Consider the following 21374-nt stretch of genomic DNA (forward strand, 5'->3'; position numbering starts at 1 on the left):
CGAATGTCAAAGTATCCAAACACGTTCTAAGATGGGCTCTAACCGTTCTTCCTGATAAGCTTGCACACGATAACGTAGCCAAGCCGGATCATGTTGCAGCTCTTTGGCAACCAAGTACTCCCGTTGCGGGTGGACCGTCTTTTGACTCGAGACATAATTTTCAATCGTGTCATATACTGATTGACTGACATAAATAACCTCACCATGACGTTTTGTGAGCTGCCAAATGGGCTGCATGGCAGAATTAGGTGCCAGTAACACACTTCCATATTGACGCTCCACTACGACTAGGGCCTGAGCCAACTTCTTTTTATCAATCATTTTTACACCACTTTCTTGTCCTGACTTGCATATCGTTAAATTCTGAAACAACTTATCGCCATAGTAATTAAAATCGCTTTATTAACCCCTCATTGAATCTCATTTGGAATAACCAACTCCGCATCGACTTTATTTAGCATCCAATTAGCCTCAGCCATTGCTGATAAAGTGTCATATTGCAATCCAGTCATCACCTCACCGGTACTTAAATTGACGAGTCCAAATTTCAAATCAACTTGGACAATCATAAATAGATTCAACTCGTCCTCAATAATTTGCCCAACTTTAAAATAATCTTTTTTACAACTCAGACGTTCATCTATAATTTTCATCGTTTCCGTATTCCTCCCAAATTTGTTTAACTGATAACTGACAGTTTGATACTAGTAGTTACGACTATTTTCATTACCCACCTGTTATTAATACGTCAATTCATTGACGGTTTTATACTATTGCTGTAAAATCAAGATATGTTAAATAAACAAGCAAACGCATTCCGCTTGTTATTCGTTGAAGAAACTACAATGATATTGCTAAACACTATTGATAAGTTATTCAATAGCTAAATAATAACACAGGTGTAAAATAACACAACTATTTTACACCAATAGAATTATTTTTTTATTAACTATGTTAGGAGGATTGCTGCTATGTCCGTATTTGATAACATCAAAAAATATTCAAAACAACGCGGTTTGAACCTGCAATCAGTCGCGCTAAAGTCTGGTCTCAGTAAAAATGTTATTTACCAATACAACAAAGGAAAAAATCCGTCCCTAGAAACTTTAGGAAAAATTGCTTCAGTTCTAGGAACAACCACCGACATGTTGCTCGATGATAAGGAAAAACAGCCGAGTGACGCGCCCAAACACATCGATGTTGCAGAAATTGTCGACAGTTCGGCGATGCTAACGTCACGCGACCACGCCTTATCTGATGAAGATCAGGCTGCAATTAAAACCTTAATTACGACCTATCTGAATAGTAAGGAAGGCCAAGATCGGCTCCGTCAATACGGCGGTTACGGTGACGACGGCAAGAAAATTAATGAGAAACGAAGTGATTAGATGATCTATGATACTTTGGACGAAGCGTTGACCGATATGGAGACACTAGGCACGTGGGACCCGGATCGTCTAATTAGTCACTATGGTATCACCTATCATTACACTAGTGGCTTGCCTAACAACATTAAAGGCTATTCCATTCCCCTTACCAGAACTTTTTTCATTAACGAGAATGTGGTCTCACCTACATTTGTTAAGTGCCACGAATTTTATCACTGTTTATTAGACGACAGTATTGAACCACTATTAGATACCAGTATGGTATCTAATAGTAAAATTGAATCTCGTGCTAATCATGGTGCGTTCTATATCATGATTAAAAATTATGTTAATGAGAGTGGCATTGAACCACAAGATTTTGATTTAACACGTTTTAGTGAAGCCTATCATTTAGAAGCCAAGCAGCAACTATTCATCCGTAATATTGCTGAAAATGCACTCGGAATCAGCATTGAGTCTGGGGCGTTTAGCCTATAGAAGACACACCAAATACAGTGTGTCTTCTTTTATTGCCGGTTCTTTCACCTGATAAGTAAGCTATCAACTATAAAAGTTCAAAACTACTAAGCTCAAACATCGCCTCTTATTTTTACCAACAATGATTTTTCCAAATACTTATCGTATCCTAAATTTATTTATGAACTGCTTCTGTATAATATGTATTATCTATAACGCCGTTTGAATCAATCAACTAAATTGATTAATTAGTTAATATGTATTTTTAAATTTGTAAGCGGTTAAGATATTGATCATATCTGGAAATCTAATTAATTATTGAAAAGATACTCAAAAAGGCGCTTTCTTATATATACTGACCAACAATCTTATGTCATTAAAAGATGAAATTATTTTGGAGGGTTTATCATGGTTAAGCACAAATGTTTACGGGGAATTGCAGGCACTCTGCTTGCAATGTTACTAGTATTAACTTTAGTAGGTTGTTCGCAAAAGAAAACTACTACGACTAAATATTATGACAAGGAATTTGTTTCTGCCTTGGAAAAAGGACTTGAGGCACGTTGGAAGTTAACGGATGAGGTCAAAATTGAAGATATCAGTAAATCTGATTATCAAGGCTTTATCCAAGCCGAACTCGACCAAGTTCAGAGCTTTTCTAATAAGAAGCTCAAGAGTACATTCTTACAAGAAAATGTTATCGCCTATATCAATAGTTTAAAGAAGCAAAAATCAGCACTTAAATATTATAACGATGCCGATTTCCAAACCAAATGGGATAAAACCTATAACAATCGTAATGCCATCTTAGTGAAGATTGATAAGAAGTATCATTTAAAAATCGACAAAAAATACAACTCCTATCTTGTAGAACTGCGCCGCTCTGGCAATCAAACTAACAAAGACACTACTCAAGATACCGCCCTTGCTAATTTATTAAAAACCGTTAAATTCACTAAAGGTTCTGATGATGGTTCCGGTTATTATGAATACACTGCTACAGTAACTAACAATACTGGCTATAATATCAAGTCGTTCAGTGCAGTAGTAAAACTAAAAGATGCCGCTAACGTGACAGTCGACACTCAGTACGTTAATACTGACAACTGGAATAAAGATGAAAAAGTGAATTTAAAGTTCACAACTGATAAGAACTTTAAATCTTATGAAGTTACAAAAGATTACACTGCTTTCGAATAACCTTTTGACCAACAATCTTACGTCATTAAAAGGTGAAATTATTTTGGAGGGTTTATCATGAAAAAAATTGCGATTGTCGGGATGACCGCATTAATGGGGTTAGCTTTAACGGGGTGCGGCAGTTCGAGCAGTTCTTCTTCATCTAGTTCCAGCAGTTCAAAAAAAGCTAGTACGACAACTACTGGCGTTTCACTTGATAACTATAAGAGCATTCAAGTCGCTTTGCCTAATGGCGGTACTGCCACGACTGAAGCCAAAGTCAAATCAATGTTTGGCAAATCAGATCAAAGCACTCAGACTAAGGTTACTGGTCTGAGCAAAGACGCCACTCAATATACTTGGACTAATGTTGGTAAAAGTTTAGATGGCGCCACCGTTACCGTTAGTTTTTATGATGGTAAAGCCGTTGCCAAAGCATACGCTAACGCTACTTTGACACCTAGCGATAAATTAACAACTGCTACAGTCGATGGTATCAAGAACGGTGACTCACTCAGTTCCGTAGAATCAAAACTTGGGACACCAAATGCTGAATCTTTAACTGGATCAGGCGCTTTGAGTGCCCAAATCATCAACTACACTAGTATCAAAGGCAAATCTGGGGCATCCGTTTCCTTCACTTTTGCCAATAACAAGTTAATCACCACTACTAAGACTAGTTTTAACTAAATCATTACCGAGTAACTTGACTAATAACTCTTTAAAATATTTTTGTTTTATAGTTTTATCTTGATTTAGGAGATATTAAACATGGGAATGCTTTCTGAGAGTCGAAAAAATAGTGGTGAACAATTATATGAAACATCTGTTAAACCAAATTTACTTGCAAGTGATGGTAATACTCACGTCATCATGATTACTAGTTTTAGCAAGTTTACAAACCAAACCTTTGATGTCGAGACTAAATATACCGATCAACTTAATCCAATTTTGGCTAATATGCAATATGATGGCTATCATATTATTGACGTAAAATTCAATTCGATGAATAACGAAGGATTAACTAACACTAGTACTCAGTTTCAAACAATGATTATTTATAAATAATCATTGTTAACTTCTAATCAAAGTATCGGCTACCAGCTATAATACTACTGGTAACCGATACTTTTTTTGCTATCAACGCTGATACGCATGAGCTTCAAGCTTTATCGGTGTTGGATTCAACTTCACCCACTTCACCGCCAGCTCTGATAGACTAGCCGCAGCATCATAGTCCTGACCAGTATCTAGGTCCTGAATTGCATTCGTCACTAACTTCAAATCTTTATCAGCCAGTGCCTTCCCAGATGCTAAATAATCGCCCATCGCGACTAACATCGCTTGATATTCCTCATCCCAGTTCATGCCACCATTACGGTCAACCTCGTCGCCGATGTTGCTTGTAATTCTGATTACTTCACCCTGAATCGTACTAGCACTACCGTCGACCGGCACTAATACGTCCCATAATTGTTTATGTTGATTCTGCCAGCGACCCGGTTTTACCATAATTGGTTGATCAGCTGCTAGCATTTGGTGCGGTTCTACTGGTATTACGTTGAATCGCGCATAAAGTCCTTGCAAAGCCGCATCCGTTTCCCCAACATAATCCTTATCAAATCGATCACGATAGCGTTCGAAGTTCTCACCGATGTCATGCAGCAACTGCGGTATCGATTTATCAACGGTTGCCCCAGATGCTAGCAATAGTTCCGTTATTTCAGCCAGCTCGCTAATATTTGCATTCGGACACCGCACAAATGCAAGCGTTAACGGTGTCTGGCCTTCATGATCCGTTGCATTAACATTGGCACCCGCTGCTAGAAGTCGCTGAACATTCTCTGGCTTAAACGTTTCAGCTGCCATGTGTAAAGGGGTCTCACCATTATGATTTTCACAATTAATTTGCGCACCTAAGTCAATCAACAATTGCTGCTGTCCATGCCAGACGCTACTGTGCTCATGCAACGGTGTATTCCCGTAAGTATTCTGGGCATCAATATCAGCACCACGCGCAACCAACCACTGCATAACTGCTGATGGCAGCTCGGTAAATGCTAATGCCGTTTTATCAGAATAACCGTATGCGTTCAATTCACAATTTGCTAAACTTGCTTTTATTTCAGCAACATCACCACGTTCTAGTATTTCTCTAAAATCATCAGGCAACTTCGAACGTAATTTCTTAGTTGATTGCTTGGCAACTTGCACATTTTGTTGCTTAACCTGTTGCCGGTTTGAATCTACTTGTTTCGTTTGCCAGCTTTTACGAAATAACTTATTTAATTTCATCGTCAACCTACTCTATCCTAATTTTTAACCCTAACCTTATACGCTTAGCGTTTCCGTGCTACCACCATAAACCGATCCTCAAATGTTGTAATCTTGCCAGTCACATCTAGTAATCGTTGTAACTGACGCAGCTTAGGTAACATTGTCTGAACATCGAAGTTAGGAAACTCCCACGGGATAACAGTTGCATAATACACGATCGCGCCAATATCCATAAATTCCATTTTAACGTAAGCCGAATCAGCCTTGAGAATCTCAAAACCAGCCGCTTGCAACTGAGTTACAACAGACAACAATTGATTATCTGGATAAGCGGGTTGATAATGCTCATTGAAGAAACGTGATAAATCAAAATTATTCGTTGCCCCAACCTGTTCAGTAACCAAATAACCTCCTGATTTCAAAACGGTCGCCATCCGCTCAATTGGCATTGCACCGTGGCTATTCGTCACTAAGTCGAAACTGGCCGCTGGTACACCAACTAATTGCTCAGTCGGATCAGGATACAACTGCACCCCTGCAGGAACCATCGTTTGCCGTAACAAGTCAATATTAGGCGCCCAACCTTCAGTGACCGTCGTCAATTCAGCCGAGTGGTTAAACTGGCGCATCAGTTCACCCCCACCGGTATCAATATCCAACCACTGATCATCGGCCTTCATCCGGTTTTTGACTAACGTTGGATAGTCCCATGGCAATTCAGCTACTTGCCAACGCCCCGTTAAGTGACTAAAATCCCAACCGTGCATTGACCGCTGGCTTTCTTCAATCCAACTCACTTCTAACTCATTCATTTTGCACCTCCAGCAATGTAATATCGCTTTCATCTCGAATATGCTATCATAAAGTTATCATGCTTAGGAGGTTCATTCAATGACTAAAATGTTAGTAACAACTACTGAACAGATTCCAGGACAAACTTACACGGTAATTGGTGAAGTCTTTGGCCTAACCACTCAATCTAAAAATTTAGTTCGCAATATCGGTGCCGGTCTCAAAGGACTCGTCGGTGGTGAAATTAAGGATTATACTAAGATGCTTGATGAATCCCGTGATGTCGCTGTCGACCGGCTTCGTGACAATGCGGTTGCCCTCGGTGCAGATGCCGTTGTCATGATGCGGTTCGATACCGGCTCAATCAGTCAGGATATGCAGTCCGTTGCCGCTTATGGCACAGCGGTTAAATTCACTACTGCTGAATAACAATTAAGTAATTAATTCAGATGCACCTAGCCATTGCGCCAGGTGCTTTTTGTATGATGCAATTTACGACCACTTAATTGCTACCACCCACTTCTACTTATGTTTAATCCACAAACAACCTGCGCAGGCAGCCAAAATCATCATTGAAACCACATACGCTGCCTGCGCACTAACAACATTATCGATCAGTACTAACCCGATACTACCAATTGGAATTGATAAAGTTGCCAGTGTGTTAAGCACACCACTGAGACTCCCCACAATTTGCTCATCAGCAACCTTCAATAGGCTCGCCATCAACTTAGGATTTGCTTGCCCCATACAAAAACCACCAATCAACATAATTAGGACGACCAACCAATAGTTCTGCCAGCTTAACAGGTTAATATACATTAACTCATACACAAGTACTGTCACCAGTATCACTGCTCGAAATGACCATTTCTGAAACCAGCCTGTATGTAGCAAGTTTCCAGCAACACTACCAATAACAAACATCGTGTTCATGACCAACACCGCTACACTGAATGGAATTGGCAAAGTACTGCCACGATCAATTAGGTATAAATTTAGAATCGCATCCACGCTTGCTCCAACCGCGTTTAATAATAAAATACTCGTTAACAATGCTAGCACATTCATTTGAGCGCCTTGTTCTAAAGCAAGTTTTAACTTACGCCATAATTGCCGCGTCGTCATCGCTGGTTGACGACCAATCGTCAATTTTAAAGAGGGATAACCGACTAACAAAACAACTCCCGCAATCAAAAATGTGATGGCATTAACGTAACCCGCTAATTGATAATTACCCGTTAGCGCTAATAAACTCACCCCAACGGTTTGTCCCACCATCTGCATCAATACACTAACACCTTGATTGATTCCAACCGCTTGTTCTTGAACTGTTGTTGCCACCTTTGCTTGAATCAGCGGCATACGTAAACTACTACTCAATATTCCCATAATATCGGAACCCAAGTTAATCCCGATAATTACCAATAGAAAGCTAACCTGTTTCACGGTAATCAACTGTGCTAATAAAAGATATAGTCCCGCTTGGATAAATTTTAAGTTGAGTAACCATAGACGTTTGTTACGCTGTCGATCCGCCAGCCGCCCAGTTAAAAAGCCAAAAACTCCTGGTAATACGGTCGCAACAGAAACTATCGACACCAGTAGACTTGCCTGCGTGAACGAACGCGCATACGTTAACAAGATAATGTTAAATAAACTAGTACCTAACGTTTCAAAAAAATCAACGGTCGTTAAAGTCAAAAAAACCTTATTTCCTAACAGTGATTTCATGGGCCGACGCTTCCAATCAATTATTATTTATCGCTTAAATTAATTTAAACGATAAATAAACTTTAACCGTTTGATTTTGATTTGTCAATTGCGTAAGCTAATAACTGAGGTGAAAAACAATGCCGAAAAATTCATTAGATCAATTTGCTAAGCTAATGGTCGACCCAAAAGTTAATGCGATTTTAAAAGTCACCAAATCAGCTAGTGGCCTATCAACCAAGCAAATTGCCAGTGCCACCAAGATTCCTACTAATCAGTTGTATTACACAATTAATAAAATGCTAGATGCCGACCTGCTGACCATCGTTAATCAGGTGCAAGTCAAAAATCTAACCGAAAATTACTACTCTAGCAAGCAACTAACACACGAAAGCGCCGCTAATCAAACTGAACTTGATCAGATTGACCGTGACTTAACTAATATTTCGGGCGCTTGGAGCCAAACACATGCCCAAGAAATGTTGCGCTGGATCATGCTCTTAAACCGCGAGTTCAACGAAACGTTTAAGGAACAAATGACCATTGACCATCCTGAACTTGCTACCGTATTTATGAGCCACTCTACATTGGAACTTTCAGCTGCCGGTGAGCATCAACTACGCCTCGACCTGATCAAAGTTCTTGCGGATGCTGAAAAAAACGATCCTGATCCCGATGCACCTGATAAAAAAACCGCTAAGATTACCATTGAAAAGTGGGCTTAATCTCATTTTGTATTTAACAATCAGTTAACTGATTACCCTCAAACTAAAAAAATAAGATCACCACCCAGTCTAAATAACTGGATGGTGATCCTATTTTTTTAGAATTCCATTAAACTCAACATGTCGTAATCTTTAATTTTATCGCGACCATTTAGATCCTTTAATTCTACTAAGAAAGCTGTTCCGACCACGTTACCGCCTAGTTCTTCAACCATTTGGATTGTTGCCGAAATCGTACCACCAGTAGCTAAAAGGTCATCTGTCACCAAGACGTTTTGTCCTGGTTTGATGGCATCCTTATGCAAGTAAAGCGCTGACTGACCATATTCCAGATCATAAGTTGCTTTAACCGTTTCGCGAGGTAGCTTACCCTTCTTACGTGCTGGTGCAAAACCAACACCTAATTCATAGGCTACCGGGCAACCGACGATAAAACCGCGGGCTTCAGGACCGACGATCATATCGACCTGTTTGTCACGGGCAAACTTAACAATTTGTTCCGTTGCTTCACGATAAGCTTCGCCATCCGCCATCAAAGGTGAAATATCCCGGAAGATAATCCCTGGTTCTGGATAATCGGGGATGCTAGCCACATACTTTTTTAAATCTAATGCCATTTGTTCTTAACAGCTCCTTCAATTCTTAACTGCAGCTTGATTCTTAACCCATACTTGCAGGGCCGCAGATTTACTATATAAAAGCGTTTCTTCAGCTACAATCTGTTGCTCGCGTAGCTGATAACTAGGGGCGTGATGTAAATCCGTTTTTGCCGGATCCGAAACGCCGTTCATGACACCATCATTTATTTTAACAAATCCGACCTCAAAAAACACCTGAATCATAAAAATAAGTAAGTTTCGCTCAATATGCAAATGTTTAGCAACTAGCGTCAACTGGTGGTGAACGTCAACATCATGATGACTCATTGCAAATTGGTATAGCTTTGCAAACTGCTCACGGCTCGGCATACCAGCCATATAAACTGATTCCTGTCGGTAAAGGTATAGCGTCAACTGATTCAATGGCAGAGCGGCCAATACTTGATTCATATCCGCCAATGTATCTGGACAATCCACAATGTAAACTGCTTGATCCGCCGCAATACTGCTCAAATCCGTTGCTGCATCGCCTACTAATACTGGCTTGGCTTGAGGTGTCAGATGATCTTGCAACTTAGTCAGTAACTTCTGATGGAAAAACAAGTAGATACCAGGAGCCTGAAATTGCCGTGCGGATAAGTGCTGCGTCCGAGCATCAATCACTTGAGTTCCAGCAACCGCAATATCCTTAATCATAATCTGCGGCTTAGTTTGTCCATTCCAAGTATTCTCACTGAGCTCGCCGACAAGCTTGACGTCACTAGGACTAGCTTGAACAGCGTCTACTGCAGACCCCATTGAGAAACCAATCGCATCCACACTAGTCGTTCCATCACCCAGTTGTAGCTTCAAGTGTTGCTTGTCACTACCGATGGCACGAACTTGTGGCACTGTTGTTGGCTGTAGCTCAAACAACGGTGCCGGATTATCAGTCCCAAATGGTGCTAAGGTTTGTAATTCCTCAAGGGTCTTCAACGAAGCAGCCTCAATGGTCAACTGACCGTCAATAGCTAGACTAGCTTGCGCATGTTCTGCTAGACCTTGTTCAGTTGCAGCCGACTCCATCGCTGATTTGAGTGTCTCCAGTTGATCAGCCATAACCGTCAACCCAACGGCCATATGATGACCCCCAAAGGCGACTAGCGACTCACGAACTGGATCAATAGCTGCGAACAAATTATAAGATTCAACACTACGACCACTACCTTTTAACCGCCCATCAGCATCCTCATTCAATACTAAGGTTGGTTTCCCAGTCGTTTCAACAACGTGACTAGCAACAATTCCGAGGACGCCTTCGTGCCAATCCTTACCAGTAATGACCAAGGTTTGACGGGCAACGTTAGCTTCCGTTGCAGCTTGTTCGATTGCACTCGCCACAATCGTCTTAACTAAACCCTGACGTTTTTCATTTAATTGGTTAACTTGCTTAGCCAACGCGGTCGCACGGTCTTCCTCTAAGGTTGTTAATAATTCAACACCGCTTTGAGCCGATTGCAACCGGCCCAGTGCATTCAAACGGGGCGCAATGCCAAACCCAATGCTTGTTTCAGTCAGCTTATCGGGTTCTAAACCAGCTGCTTCAATCAAAGCAGCTAAACCAGGCCGCGTCGTTTGACGGAGTACCTTTAAGCCAAGCGTGACTAAGGTCCGATTCTCACCGGTCAGACTCACTAAATCCGCAACCGTCCCAATTGCCGCTAAGTCCAATAACTCTTCAGGAATTTCTTCAAGTAACGCCGTTGCCACTTTAAACGCCACCCCAGCACCAGACAAACCACCAAATGGGTAGTCACCTTCTGGATGGCGAGGATGAACGATGGCATAAGCATTAGGTAGCTCACTTGGCAATTCATGGTGATCCGTGACAACTACGTCAATGCCCTGCTCCTGAACCTGATTGATTACCGCATTACCAGCAACCCCGTTATCGACGGTCACAAACAGTTTCGTTCCCGCTTCGATCAACCGGTCAAACGCTGCCTGATTAGGGCCGTAGCCATCCTGAAAACGATCAGGGATATAGTAATTAACATTGGCACCAATCTGGTCAAGCGCTTCATACATAATCGCAGTACTCGTTAATCCATCCGCGTCATAATCACCATAAATCGTAATCAGATCACCAGCAATAATGGCATCCTGAATCCGATCAATCGCCTTTTGCATATCATGCATCATTAAAGGATCGAGTAGAGGTTGTTGCCCTGCTTGTAAAAATTCAGACGCCGCTGCTGGTGTTGTCATGCCACGCGCAATCAATAACCGTGCAATCAGCGGTGAAACACTGACAGCCGTTGCTAACTCAGTCACCGCCGCATCATCTGCGGCCACTGAAGTCCGTGGCACCCACTTTTTCTTTGCCGCTAACATGGCATCCATCCTTTCAAATTATCGCTTATTTCGTTGTCGTTGTTGGTTCAGTTACTGGGCGATTTTGCTTACCCTTGTTATTTAAGCGTAACGTTAATTGCTTATTTTCTGCCGTTAATTCGTCAATCTTAGCTTGTGCTTCAGTCAACGCCTTGGCGTGTGCAGAACGTTCTTTCGATTCATTGATCGTTGACATTAAGACAGCCGTTACGACCCCTAGAATTAACGTAATCACGATCACCAAGATTAATGGCCATTGAACGGCCACAATCCCAAAGTTGACCCGTACTGAGTCAACGTTCAAGATAGCAAATACAATAATTACTAACACAATTCCTAACGCACTAACTAACCGCCACTGATTTTTCATATTTATCGTCCCCTATTTAAAATTAAATACTGATCCAGTTAACCAATCACCCAGACGTGGTGCAACTTGATAACCCAAATTAGCCGCAGCCATCAGCCGTGGCCGATTAATCTCACGACAATGATGGCCAATTTTACTGACAATTAGTTCTGCAAATTTAACTGGGTTTAAAGCCAACCGCTCGACCCGCGCTAAGTACTCGCCACTTGGATCAGCCGTTTTGAAGAAATCGGTCTTAATGGGACCCGGATTGACCGTTAACACGTTGACGTTGGCAGGTCGTAATTCCAAACGCAGTGAATTGTCATACGCAATTAACGCCGCTTTAGTCGCTGCGTACACAGCTGACTTGGGTGTCGCAATCTTCCCCGCAATTGACGCCACGTTGATAATTTCACCATGCTGCTGATCAACCATCCGTTGCGCGGCTAACTGACTGACGTACATGCAGCCCAACGTATTGACCCGCAACATTTTAGCTGTCAACGCTGGATCCATTTCGATGGCATTCGCCATATAACCAAAGCCGGCCGCATTAATAACCACATCCAAACGACCAAACAAGTCGTCAATCGTTGCAAAAACGTGATCAACTTCTGCGACATGACTTACATCACAAGCTACTGCTATCGCCTGCGCTTCTGATAATAATCGACACTGATCGGCAACTTGTAGCAATCGGTCTTGACGCCGCGCAGCTAAGACTACGTTAGCCCCCTGTGCCGCTACTGCCAGCGCTAATTGTTCACCTAGACCGCTAGAAGCACCGGTCACTAATACGGTTTGTCCTGTCAAACGTCCCATTAGGCTCACCTAATCTTTCTTTTCTAAAGGAATATCAACCACATCAAAATCACGAACAACTTTAACGTTGGCAAACACTTCCGCAGCCTGTTTCTGTAGTTCCCAACTGAGTTTACCGGTGTAGCGTGCCGAAATATGTGTCAGTAATAAGTGCTTAACACCGGCTTGCTTAGCAACTTCTGCAGCCTGAACACTAGTTGAATGGTAATAGTTACGCGCTAATTTAGCTTCATCCTTACCAAATGTACTTTCATGAACTAAAGCGTCGGCATTTTGAGCTAATTTAAGCACATTAGGTGTCCGGCGGGTATCGCCTAAAATAGTCACAATTCGTCCCTTTTGCGGTGCGGCGATATAATCCTGCCCGTTGATCGTCCGTCCATCCGGTAACGTGACCGTTTTGCCAGCTTTTAACTGACCATAAACGGGACCACTCGGAATGTTCAGGGCTTGTAATTGATCGGCTTGCAGTTCACCAGGATGGTCCGCTTCAACCACGCGGTAACCAAAGCAGGCAATCCGGTGATCAAGTGGTTCACAGCTGACCGTGAACGTTGCATCTTCAAAAATTGTTCCGGCTTTAGTAATTTCTTGGAACTTTAGTGGGTATGACAACCGTGTTCCAGAAACGCGCAACGAGGTTTGGACAAAGTCCCGGATACCCGTTGGGCCATAAATCGTCAGCGGTTCGTCGCCCCCCTGAAATGAGCGTGAGCTTAACAAACCTGGCAATCCAAAAATGTGATCACCATGTAAATGAGTAATAAAAATCTTCGTAATCTTACGAGGTTTTAACGTTGTCCGCAAAATTTGGTGTTGCGTGCCTTCACCCACATCAAATAACCAGACTTCATTACGTTCATCTAATAGCCGTAATGCCGTACTGGTAACATTGCGAAACTTTCCCGGTGAACCAGCACCGGTACCTAAAAATTCTAATTGCATATTTTGTTCGTCCCTATCTATACAGTCTACTAATTATTTTACCGAACCTAGCGGCAATAAACAATTGTTCGTCTTATGACGCTTTTGGCTAAAGTCGTCATCACTGACGACTAAAACCATTATCATTCATATTAATGTGCTCAGTTTATTTTACCATGGCTAGCCGTAATTATTGCACTCCTAGTACGAAACTGAATAAATAATCTTAGTTTACTGGTCAGCTTTCCACTTCTCGGTCATCCAGAGTCTCAGACATCCTGAATGGTTCATATTGCTTAACCCTCATGACTGTCGTATACTGCTAGCTGAAATCAATCAATCTGGAGGTGCCTGATGCGACTCATTGACTTTAATTTATCCACGGCCGACTTGGACCGCTCATTACCCCTATACTGGGAACAAGCGACCAACCAACTAGAAGCCATTCAAAGCATTACCCTGCAGGATGACCAACTAATCCTTGTTTCAGCAGCAACCGGAACTGCACTAACACTTGACCAACTCGATGCTCGTACCCGTCAAATTAATGGACAGTGCCAATTATATATTCAAACGGCCACCGAACCACTACGCTTATTTGGCTACCGGCTGAGTGAGCAACGATTATTGTTCGGCTAATTAGATTAGTCCATTGAGTGCTTGGCTGCAATCATAAAAGAAGGTACCTCAGATTTTAAAATTCTGAGATACCTTCTTTTTATGATTGATTTTAACTGCTTTGCGATTCGTATACTTATGGCCGAAACGTGCAACATCAGGCAGAAACCTCCGCTTAGCTACGGCAGACCAAAGATTGAAAGTACACAATCCTTGGCCTGCCTAGGCTATGCTCGGTTCCTAACCGCCTGCTGTGGCACTCTTAATCCATAAATTGGAAAGCGTAATCTAAGATCTGAATCGTATCATCATTCTTAGCACCAGCTGCCCGTAACGCGTCATCGACACCCATGCCTCGAATTTGACGAGCAAAGCGCATCAGACTTTCTTCACGATCTAAGTTAGTCATCTTGAATAAGCGTTCCAACTTGTCACCAGAAAGGACGAATAACCCTTCTTCTGGATGTTCAACCTTGAATCCAGCCTCACTTGGCGTCGTGTATTCACGATGCTCAACGTCATCGACACCCTTAACTGGGAATTGTGGCGTTACATCAAGTAAGTCAGCGGTCTTAGCCAATAATGGTTTCAGCCCTTGCTGCGTAATTGATGAGATTGGGTAGACATCTGGCACGTTTGGTAACGTGTCATCCGTTGCCAACTTAGCTTTAAATTCAGCTAAATTAGCTTCGGCGTCAGGCATATCCATCTTAGTGGCAACCACGATCTGTGGTCGTTCTAACAAGTCGGGATCATAACTGATCAACTCATGATTGATTTTCTTATAATCTTCAAACGGATCGTTTTCTTCCACACCACTCATATCAATCAAGTGTAGGATAACGCGTGTCCGCTCAATATGGCGTAGGAATTGAATTCCTAGCCCGACCCCGGTAGCGGCCCCTTCAATCAATCCGGGTAGATCCGCCATAACAAAGTCACGCGCATCATCTAAGCGAACCATCCCAAGATTAGGAACCAGCGTCGTAAAGTGGTAAGCCGCAATCTTAGGCTTAGCACTAGTGACCACTGATAGCAACGTTGATTTCCCAACGGATGGGAAGCCAACTAAACCGACATCAGCTAGCACTTTCAATTCCAAACGAATCGTTAATTCAGCACCGGGTTCACCATTTTCAGAGATTTCTGGAGCGGGGTTCTTAGGACTGGCAAAGTGAATGTTACCACGACCACCGCGGCCACCCTTAGCAATGACTAGTTTTTGGTCCTTAGTCACAATATCACCAATTAATTCACCAGTTTCGGCATTCGTGACGGTTGTTCCTAGTGGCACATTAATAATCTTATCCTTAGCGGAACGGCCAGTCATTTGCTTGATCATCCCGTTGCCACCAGCTTCGGCTTTGAATTTACGCGTATAGCGGAAATCCATCAACGTCCGTAAGCCTTCATCAGCCTGAAAAACAATGCTCCCACCACGGCCACCATCACCACCGGATGGTCCACCATTTGGAACAAACTTTTCGCGGCGGAAAGCAACCATGCCGTTACCACCGTTACCGGCCTTTACATCTACTTTAACTTGATCAACAAACATGTTTTGTTCTCCCGTTTCTTCTATATTATTATCTACGATACTTCTCGTGCGAAATTAGATACCTGACCTAGTATACAAATCTTCGGCCACTTCGTCAAAAAATCCGCGGCAACGTCACCCTTTAAACTCATAATTCCGCTAAAATGGCGAAATGATGACGGATTTTGAATTATTTTGACGTTTTTTGACGGTTTTTGTTGCATTTCGTCATCAAAGCAGGTATATTAATCTTCGGAGGGATTTGAAAGTGCTTACAGAAGAACGACAACAGTACATTTTAAATACGATCCGTTTCAAGGGCATTATTAAAATCAAGGACATTTGTTCAAAAACTAATTGTTCTGAATCTACGGCTCGCCGGGATCTCCAACAATTAGAAGAACAGGGTGACTTGCTTCGCGTCCATGGTGGCGCTAAGTATATGAACTCGCTCCAAGAAGAACCCGCGATGAACGATAAGGTTTCTCGTAACGTTGACGCTAAGGATCATATTGCGCAGCAAGCCGTTGCTAACATTCAAGTTGATGACGTGATTTATCTGGACGCCGGTACTTCCACGCTGGCCATGATTCACCATTTAAATGTCGGTTACAACTTACGGGTGGTGACTAACGGGGTCGTCCACGCTTCCGCTCTTGCGGATATGGGCATTCAGACCTACTTGCTTGGTGGTAATTTGAAAGGCATCACCAAAGCCGTGATTGGTCCAGAGGCCGTCAAATCGTTAGAAGAATACCGGTTCAACAAGGTCTTTCTTGGTATCAACGGTGTCCACCCGAAATTTGGGCTCACCACGCCCGACCCTGACGAAGCGGTCGTTAAAAAGACTGCCATTGCGCAGAGCGAAGAGAGTTTTATTCTAGCTGATAATACTAAGTTCGACCACGTCTCGTTTGCTCGTGTCGGTGATTTATCCAGTGCAACGATCATTACCGATAAGCTCACGCCAAGTGTTGCCGAACAATATTTACCATTAACTACGATTCAGGAGGTTCAATCATGATTTACACCATTACCGTCAACCCATCGATTGACTACGTAGTCCAACTACCTAACATGGTCCTGGGCAGTGTCAACCGCTTAGCGCACGCCGCTAAGTTACCCGGTGGCAAAGGAATCAACGTTTCACAGATTCTGAACGACTTAGAACAACCTAACCGGGCACTAGGTTTCATCGGTGGCTTTACCGGCACGTTCATTAGCGACGCGCTTAAACAAAAAGGCCTCGATTGTCACTTTACCCCGATTGCTGATGACACTCGCATCAACGTTAAGATTCACGCGGAAGGAGAAACAGAATTAAACGGTGCCGGTCCCGATATCACGGCCGCCGAAATTGATTCTTTCTATACTGAACTCGCTGACTTAACACCAGATGACGTGGTTGTCATGTCTGGTAGTTTAGCACCAAGTTTACCCGCTAGCTTCTACTACGATATTATTCAAAAAGTTGAAGCTGCCGGTGCTAACTTCGTGATCGATACGACCGGCGAAGCATTGAAGAAGACGTTACCTAGTCACCCACTGGTTGTTAAACCTAATAACCACGAACTGGCCGACTACTACCAAACCACGTTTAATAGCCAAGCTGATATCATTGCAGCTGGTCAACGTTTATTGGCAGAAGGCGCCCAACACGTGTTAATCTCAATGGCTGGTGACGGTGGTCTCCTGATTACTAAGGATGCTGTCTACTTCAGTCCAGCACCTAAGGGTCACGTCATCAATTCCGTTGGGGCTGGTGATTCAATGATTGGTGGCTTCGTTGGAACCTTTGCGAAGACCCACGACGCCGTTGAAAGTTTCCGTTACGGTTTAGCTTGTGGTTCAGCAACCGCCTTCTCTGAAGACATTGCCACCCGTGCTAAGATCGACGAAATCTTACCATTAATTAATATCGAACAATTATCTGATTAACGAAAGGACTGTTACCGTAAAATGGATATCCGCGATTTATTATTAAAAGACGTCATGATCATGGACATGCAAGCCACGACCAAGGATGACGCGATTGATGAATTAGTTCATAAATATGCCGAACAAGGCGTCATCAACGACGAAGCCCTCTACAAACAAGACATTATCAAACGTGAGGCTGAATCAACGACTGGGATTGGCGATGGCATTGCAATGCCTCATGCCAAGGACAAAGCCGTTAACCGGGCCACAGTTATGTTTGCTAAGAGTCAAGCCGGTGTTGATTTCAACGCCTTAGATGGCCAACCCGTTCACTTATTCTTCATGATTGCCGCTCCTGAAGGTGCCAATAATACTCATTTGGCCGCCCTCGCCGCCCTCTCAAGCTTACTGATTGATCCAGAGTTAGTTGGTAAATTGAAGAATGCACAAACGCCTGAAGAAGTTCAACAATTGTTCGGTGATGCTCAAGCTGCTAAGGAAGAAAAAGAAGCTAAGGATGCTGCTGCCAAAGCTGAAAAAGAAGCTGCTAGTGCTGATACTGAAACACAACGCCCTTACCTAGTTGGTGTTACGGCTTGTCCTAATGGGGTTGCCCACACTTACATGGCTGAAGCTGCGCTGATCAAAGCTGGTGAAGCTGCCGGCGTTGACATCAAGATCGAAACAAACGGTTCTGAAGGGGTTAAGCACCTATTAACCGCTGATGAAATTTCACGAGCCGCTGGTGTTGTGATTGCTGCCGATAAGAAAGTCAAGATGGCTCGTTTTGATGGCAAGCACCTCGTTAACCGTCCCGTAACTGACGGGATCAACAAAGCTGATGAATTAGTTCAAGCTGCTTTAAGTGGTAACGCGCCAGTCTATCACGATGCTGACGGTGGTGCTACAGACGACGAAGGCGGTAGTGCTAACGGTACCGTCTGGGGCGAAATTTACAAGGACTTGATGAACGGGATTTCACACATGCTACCATTCGTGGTCGGTGGTGGGATCTTAATGGCCCTCTCATTCATCCTCGAACAATTCGTCGGTGACAAGAGTCTTGCCTTCACTTTCCTTAACCAAGCTGGTAATTTAGCCTTTGCCTTCATGGTCCCTGTCTTGGCTGGTTACATTGCCGAATCAATCGGTGATCGCCCTGCCTTGATGCCCGGGTTCGTTGGTGGTTTCATGGCAACGGTCTACGCCGGCGCTTACGGTGGTGTTTACACCGCTTCAATTACTGCCAATGCTAAGAGTCCCGCTGGGTTCTTAGGTGGTTTAGTTGCTGGGTTCCTTGCTGGTTATGTCACCGTTTGGATGAAGAAGTGGACGAAGAACATGCCACAATCATTAGAAGGTATGAAACCAATGTTGATCTTCCCAATCTTAGGTCTATTGATTGTCGCTGCCTTAATGTTCTTCATTGTTAACCCCGTCTTCTCCGTTATCAATGCTTGGATCACCCACTTCTTGAACTCAATGGGTACTGGTAATGCCGTTATTCTTGGTTTAGTACTCGGTGGGATGATGTCAATCGACATGGGTGGTCCTTTCAACAAGGCCGCTTACGTCTTCGCTACTGGTGCCTTTGCAACTACTGGCCATGGTAACTTGATGGCTGCCGTTATGGCTGGTGGGATGGTGCCACCATTGGCAACTGCCATTGCAACTGCCTTCTGGCCACAGAAATTTACCGACGACGAACGTAAAGCCGGTATTTCTAACTGGTTACTTGGGATTTCCTTCATTACTGAAGGTGCGATTCCATTCGCTACTGCTGATCCATTGCACGTGATTGGTTCAAGTGTTGTGGGAGCTGCCATTGCCGGTGGTTTAACTCAACTCTGGAACGTCTCAGTTCCTGCTCCTCACGGTGGCCTTTGGGTTTCACTATTAGCTAACAACATCTGGGGTTACATTGCTGCCACTGTCATCGGTGCCGTTATTGCCGGTGTCGTTCTTGGACTTTGGAAACCTGCTAAGAAAGCTTAATATTTCGAGCATAAAAAAAGACGATCAATTGATCGTCTTTTTTTGTTGCTTAAACTAATTTACTAATATAATCCTGCAATTTAACGGGTATAATAAAATTAATATTAGTTCAGAATCGAGACGATTATATTGAAACTCCGAGTCCCCACGCTCCTACTAACACTCGCACTAACCGGTAGTCTATTGTTAGCCGGCTGTCACTCTAAAAAACAAACGACAATCCCTCAAAGTTCACATTCAACCTTGACTGCCATGGTGATCAGCGACGACCACGTCATTGCGCCGAGCCTTCATGACAACGGTAAGGCCTTTACAGAATATGCCGGTAACGACGCTGGCGCGGATCTGAAGTACAGCGCGACTATCTTCCAAGCCTTCATTACCCAAGCGCTTAAAACAAAGCCTGATATAGTTATCGTCAGTGGTGATATCACCAACAATGGCGAAAAAGCGAGTCATGAATATGTCGCGACCCAGCTTCGCCGACTGACGGCTAAAAACATCCGCGTTTACGTGGTTCCTGGTAATCACGACTTAAACAATCCGATTGCTCGGCGCTTTAAAGGTAAACACCAATATAGCACCGAGGCTACTAGTCCGACCCAGTTTAAACAGATTTACAAGAATGCTGGCTACGGCGAAACTAGTCAGCGTGACCCTAATTCCCTAAGCTATCTCGTCAAACCCGGTAAGCATACTTGGCTGCTGATGTTGAATTCCGCCATTTATAAAAGTAATTATCAACAAGGCAGTTCTACAGTCGGTGGTGGCCTCACTGATGGCACCCTGCAATGGATTGCTAAGATCGGTCGTGAGGCAAAGAAACAACACGCCGTCCTGGTTCCCGTACTACATCACAACACGATGGACCACACTGTCATTCATCAGGATTACACGATTGGCTACGCGGAACAAGTTCAGAGCGTATTTGCTAAGGCTGGTATCAAACTTTCCTTGAGTGGCCACATTCACGCCCAGAGCATTACATCTAAGACTGTTGATGGGCAATCATTGACTGATATTGCAAGTGGCGCTCTGATCCTAGGCTCACACTACTACGGCACTTTGAAAATCAATCAACAAACTGGCAAAGCTCAATACCACGCAACCCCGTTAGACATCAGTGCTTATATTAAGCAGCATCAGGGTACTAAAGCCATGACTGCCTATCAAAAGTATGATCACGAAGTTGTCTACGCGGCTGGATACAATGCCGCCCTCAGTCAGTTATATGAGGATCGCGATGAAACCAAACTGTCGACAAAACGGGTCAAACAACTTGCTAACGGGATGGCAGCTTCCAATATCGCCCTATTTCGTGGGACTCCCGTTAAAGATACGGCCGACATTAAGGCATGGGAACAACTGCCGCAAGGAACTAGTTTACGGTCATTTGTCTTAGCGACTAAGAAGCTACACGGTAATTTAGATTGGTCCGGTCGAGTTAATTGATTTAATTGCCTGATGCTTCGAATAGTTATTAATCATTTCAAAAAAAGTTCTCCCACGACTAAGTTGCTTAGTTGTGGGAGAACTTTTTGATTAATTTTTAAAGGTTGAACGTTCTAAATAGCTAGAATAGCTGCTATGCCAGTGATAGTTAATTAGATATTAGTCTCGACATCTTATTCGTCGCTCCACCAGCCAGGTAAACGTGCCATGGGGACCGGCTCCAGCCAAAGTGCGGTCTGGACCCTCGCTTGC

General features: G+C 43.3%; 23 protein-coding genes. 12 read left to right on the forward strand and 11 right to left on the reverse strand.

Annotated features, from left to right (window positions below):
• Positions 1-6 precede the first annotated feature (6 nt).
• Both ACG95_RS07480 and ACG95_RS07485 read right to left on the reverse strand, forming a co-directional pair.
• On the reverse strand, positions 7-321 hold the full coding sequence (locus ACG95_RS07480) for a hypothetical protein (RefSeq protein WP_047999942.1): 315 nt from the start codon (positions 319-321) through the stop codon (positions 7-9).
• Between the two features lie 89 nt (positions 322-410).
• A complete protein-coding gene (locus tag ACG95_RS07485) occupies positions 411-653 on the reverse strand; it encodes a hypothetical protein (RefSeq protein ID WP_047999943.1) in 243 nt (80 codons plus the stop codon).
• 318 nt (positions 654-971) lie between these two features.
• On the opposite strand from ACG95_RS07485, the gene ACG95_RS13995 reads away from it, so the two are divergent.
• The 5 genes from ACG95_RS13995 to ACG95_RS07510 all read left to right on the forward strand — a co-directional run bounded on the left by ACG95_RS13995 (position 972) and on the right by ACG95_RS07510 (position 4091).
• Positions 972-1388: a helix-turn-helix domain-containing protein gene (locus ACG95_RS13995; RefSeq protein WP_053072733.1), complete on the forward strand. Its 417-nt coding sequence runs from the start codon at positions 972-974 to the stop codon at positions 1386-1388.
• Positions 1389-1865 carry a hypothetical protein gene (locus ACG95_RS07495; protein ID WP_047999944.1) on the forward strand — a complete coding sequence of 159 codons (477 nt, stop codon included), beginning with the start codon at positions 1389-1391 and terminating at the stop codon, positions 1863-1865.
• A 387-nt stretch (positions 1866-2252) separates the two neighbouring features.
• The gene (locus ACG95_RS07500; protein ID WP_053072735.1) at positions 2253-3044 is read left to right on the forward strand and encodes an FxLYD domain-containing protein; all 792 of its coding nucleotides are present in this window, start codon (positions 2253-2255) and stop codon (positions 3042-3044) included.
• A gap of 57 nt (positions 3045-3101) precedes the next feature.
• Positions 3102-3713 carry a DUF3862 domain-containing protein gene (locus tag ACG95_RS07505; RefSeq protein ID WP_047999945.1) on the forward strand — a complete coding sequence of 204 codons (612 nt, stop codon included), beginning with the start codon at positions 3102-3104 and terminating at the stop codon, positions 3711-3713.
• A gap of 81 nt (positions 3714-3794) precedes the next feature.
• Positions 3795-4091, forward strand: coding sequence for a hypothetical protein (locus ACG95_RS07510; RefSeq protein WP_047999946.1), 297 nt, complete (start codon positions 3795-3797; stop codon positions 4089-4091).
• A 72-nt stretch (positions 4092-4163) separates the two neighbouring features.
• Here ACG95_RS07510 and ACG95_RS07515 read toward each other — a convergent pair whose 3' ends face one another.
• Positions 4164-5318: an ankyrin repeat domain-containing protein gene (locus ACG95_RS07515; protein ID WP_053072737.1), complete on the reverse strand. Its 1155-nt coding sequence runs from the start codon at positions 5316-5318 to the stop codon at positions 4164-4166.
• Between the two features lie 44 nt (positions 5319-5362).
• Entirely contained in the window at positions 5363-6112 is a 750-nt protein-coding gene (locus tag ACG95_RS07520) for a class I SAM-dependent methyltransferase (protein WP_047999947.1), read from the reverse strand.
• 79 nt (positions 6113-6191) lie between these two features.
• Between ACG95_RS07520 and ACG95_RS07525 the strand changes: the two genes are divergently transcribed.
• Positions 6192-6521 (forward strand): heavy metal-binding domain-containing protein, encoded by a 330-nt coding sequence (locus tag ACG95_RS07525; protein WP_047999948.1) that lies wholly within the window; start codon positions 6192-6194, stop codon positions 6519-6521.
• Positions 6522-6614: 93 nt separating this feature from the next.
• Here the strand turns inward: ACG95_RS07525 and ACG95_RS07530 are convergent, their stop codons facing one another.
• The gene (locus ACG95_RS07530; protein ID WP_047999949.1) at positions 6615-7826 is read right to left on the reverse strand and encodes an MFS transporter; all 1212 of its coding nucleotides are present in this window, start codon (positions 7824-7826) and stop codon (positions 6615-6617) included.
• Between the two features lie 119 nt (positions 7827-7945).
• Between ACG95_RS07530 and ACG95_RS07535 the strand changes: the two genes are divergently transcribed.
• Positions 7946-8530, forward strand: a complete 585-nt coding sequence (locus tag ACG95_RS07535; protein ID WP_047999950.1) for a winged helix-turn-helix domain-containing protein — start codon at positions 7946-7948, stop codon at positions 8528-8530.
• Positions 8531-8628: 98 nt separating this feature from the next.
• Here ACG95_RS07535 and ACG95_RS07540 read toward each other — a convergent pair whose 3' ends face one another.
• From ACG95_RS07540 to rnz, 5 genes are read right to left on the reverse strand one after another with little or no spacing between them, the layout of a single operon-like run.
• Positions 8629-9147, reverse strand: a complete 519-nt coding sequence (locus ACG95_RS07540) for an adenine phosphoribosyltransferase (protein ID WP_047999951.1) — start codon at positions 9145-9147, stop codon at positions 8629-8631.
• Positions 9148-9165: 18 nt separating this feature from the next.
• Positions 9166-11502: a single-stranded-DNA-specific exonuclease RecJ gene (gene recJ, locus ACG95_RS07545; RefSeq protein WP_047999952.1), complete on the reverse strand. Its 2337-nt coding sequence runs from the start codon at positions 11500-11502 to the stop codon at positions 9166-9168.
• Between the two features lie 25 nt (positions 11503-11527).
• Positions 11528-11872 carry a LapA family protein gene (locus ACG95_RS07550; protein WP_047999953.1) on the reverse strand — a complete coding sequence of 115 codons (345 nt, stop codon included), beginning with the start codon at positions 11870-11872 and terminating at the stop codon, positions 11528-11530.
• A 12-nt stretch (positions 11873-11884) separates the two neighbouring features.
• Positions 11885-12676 carry an SDR family NAD(P)-dependent oxidoreductase gene (locus tag ACG95_RS07555; protein WP_047999954.1) on the reverse strand — a complete coding sequence of 264 codons (792 nt, stop codon included), beginning with the start codon at positions 12674-12676 and terminating at the stop codon, positions 11885-11887.
• Between the two features lie 9 nt (positions 12677-12685).
• Entirely contained in the window at positions 12686-13621 is a 936-nt protein-coding gene (gene rnz / locus ACG95_RS07560; RefSeq protein ID WP_047999955.1) for a ribonuclease Z, read from the reverse strand.
• Positions 13622-13954: 333 nt separating this feature from the next.
• Here rnz and ACG95_RS07565 point away from each other — a divergent pair, with 333 nt between their 5' ends.
• A complete protein-coding gene (locus tag ACG95_RS07565; protein WP_047999956.1) occupies positions 13955-14239 on the forward strand; it encodes a hypothetical protein in 285 nt (94 codons plus the stop codon).
• Positions 14240-14480: 241 nt separating this feature from the next.
• Here the strand turns inward: ACG95_RS07565 and obgE are convergent, their stop codons facing one another.
• Positions 14481-15776: a GTPase ObgE gene (obgE, locus tag ACG95_RS07570; protein ID WP_047999957.1), complete on the reverse strand. Its 1296-nt coding sequence runs from the start codon at positions 15774-15776 to the stop codon at positions 14481-14483.
• Between the two features lie 247 nt (positions 15777-16023).
• On the opposite strand from obgE, the gene ACG95_RS07575 reads away from it, so the two are divergent.
• The 4 genes from ACG95_RS07575 (at position 16024) to ACG95_RS07590 (ending at position 21122) form a co-directional block, all read left to right on the forward strand.
• Positions 16024-16779: a DeoR/GlpR family DNA-binding transcription regulator gene (locus ACG95_RS07575; RefSeq protein WP_082137332.1), complete on the forward strand. Its 756-nt coding sequence runs from the start codon at positions 16024-16026 to the stop codon at positions 16777-16779.
• The gene (pfkB, locus tag ACG95_RS07580; RefSeq protein WP_047999959.1) at positions 16776-17693 is read left to right on the forward strand and encodes a 1-phosphofructokinase; all 918 of its coding nucleotides are present in this window, start codon (positions 16776-16778) and stop codon (positions 17691-17693) included. Before ACG95_RS07575 ends, pfkB begins: the two co-directional genes overlap by 4 nt.
• 21 nt (positions 17694-17714) lie before the next feature.
• Complete coding sequence (locus ACG95_RS07585) at positions 17715-19670, forward strand: PTS fructose transporter subunit IIABC (protein ID WP_047999960.1); 1956 nt, start codon at positions 17715-17717, stop codon at positions 19668-19670.
• Positions 19671-19799: 129 nt separating this feature from the next.
• Positions 19800-21122: a metallophosphoesterase family protein gene (locus tag ACG95_RS07590; protein ID WP_047999961.1), complete on the forward strand. Its 1323-nt coding sequence runs from the start codon at positions 19800-19802 to the stop codon at positions 21120-21122.
• The last annotated feature ends 252 nt before the right edge of the window (positions 21123-21374 follow it).

Source organism: Lactiplantibacillus herbarum, from assembly GCF_001039045.1.
Classification (GTDB): Bacteria; Bacillota; Bacilli; order Lactobacillales; family Lactobacillaceae; genus Lactiplantibacillus; species Lactiplantibacillus herbarum.

Excerpts from the sequence above, each read along its gene's own strand:
- ACG95_RS07480 (WP_047999942.1), bottom strand. The coding sequence starts at position 321 with ATGATTGATAAAAAGAAGTTGGCTCAGGCCCTAGTCGTAGTGGAGCGT.
- ACG95_RS07485 (WP_047999943.1), bottom strand. The coding sequence starts at position 653 with ATGAAAATTATAGATGAACGTCTGAGTTGTAAAAAAGATTATTTTAAA.
- ACG95_RS13995 (WP_053072733.1), top strand. The coding sequence starts at position 972 with ATGTCCGTATTTGATAACATCAAAAAATATTCAAAACAACGCGGTTTG.
- ACG95_RS07495 (WP_047999944.1), top strand. The coding sequence starts at position 1,389 with ATGATCTATGATACTTTGGACGAAGCGTTGACCGATATGGAGACACTA.
- ACG95_RS07500 (WP_053072735.1), top strand. The coding sequence starts at position 2,253 with ATGGTTAAGCACAAATGTTTACGGGGAATTGCAGGCACTCTGCTTGCA.
- ACG95_RS07505 (WP_047999945.1), top strand. The coding sequence starts at position 3,102 with ATGAAAAAAATTGCGATTGTCGGGATGACCGCATTAATGGGGTTAGCT.
- ACG95_RS07510 (WP_047999946.1), top strand. The coding sequence starts at position 3,795 with ATGGGAATGCTTTCTGAGAGTCGAAAAAATAGTGGTGAACAATTATAT.
- ACG95_RS07515 (WP_053072737.1), bottom strand. The coding sequence starts at position 5,318 with ATGAAATTAAATAAGTTATTTCGTAAAAGCTGGCAAACGAAACAAGTA.
- ACG95_RS07520 (WP_047999947.1), bottom strand. The coding sequence starts at position 6,112 with ATGAATGAGTTAGAAGTGAGTTGGATTGAAGAAAGCCAGCGGTCAATG.
- ACG95_RS07525 (WP_047999948.1), top strand. The coding sequence starts at position 6,192 with ATGACTAAAATGTTAGTAACAACTACTGAACAGATTCCAGGACAAACT.
- ACG95_RS07530 (WP_047999949.1), bottom strand. The coding sequence starts at position 7,826 with ATGAAATCACTGTTAGGAAATAAGGTTTTTTTGACTTTAACGACCGTT.
- ACG95_RS07535 (WP_047999950.1), top strand. The coding sequence starts at position 7,946 with ATGCCGAAAAATTCATTAGATCAATTTGCTAAGCTAATGGTCGACCCA.
- ACG95_RS07540 (WP_047999951.1), bottom strand. The coding sequence starts at position 9,147 with ATGGCATTAGATTTAAAAAAGTATGTGGCTAGCATCCCCGATTATCCA.
- recJ (WP_047999952.1), bottom strand. The coding sequence starts at position 11,502 with ATGTTAGCGGCAAAGAAAAAGTGGGTGCCACGGACTTCAGTGGCCGCA.
- ACG95_RS07550 (WP_047999953.1), bottom strand. The coding sequence starts at position 11,872 with ATGAAAAATCAGTGGCGGTTAGTTAGTGCGTTAGGAATTGTGTTAGTA.
- ACG95_RS07555 (WP_047999954.1), bottom strand. The coding sequence starts at position 12,676 with ATGGGACGTTTGACAGGACAAACCGTATTAGTGACCGGTGCTTCTAGC.
- rnz (WP_047999955.1), bottom strand. The coding sequence starts at position 13,621 with ATGCAATTAGAATTTTTAGGTACCGGTGCTGGTTCACCGGGAAAGTTT.
- ACG95_RS07565 (WP_047999956.1), top strand. The coding sequence starts at position 13,955 with ATGCGACTCATTGACTTTAATTTATCCACGGCCGACTTGGACCGCTCA.
- obgE (WP_047999957.1), bottom strand. The coding sequence starts at position 15,776 with ATGTTTGTTGATCAAGTTAAAGTAGATGTAAAGGCCGGTAACGGTGGT.
- pfkB (WP_047999959.1), top strand. The coding sequence starts at position 16,776 with ATGATTTACACCATTACCGTCAACCCATCGATTGACTACGTAGTCCAA.
- ACG95_RS07585 (WP_047999960.1), top strand. The coding sequence starts at position 17,715 with ATGGATATCCGCGATTTATTATTAAAAGACGTCATGATCATGGACATG.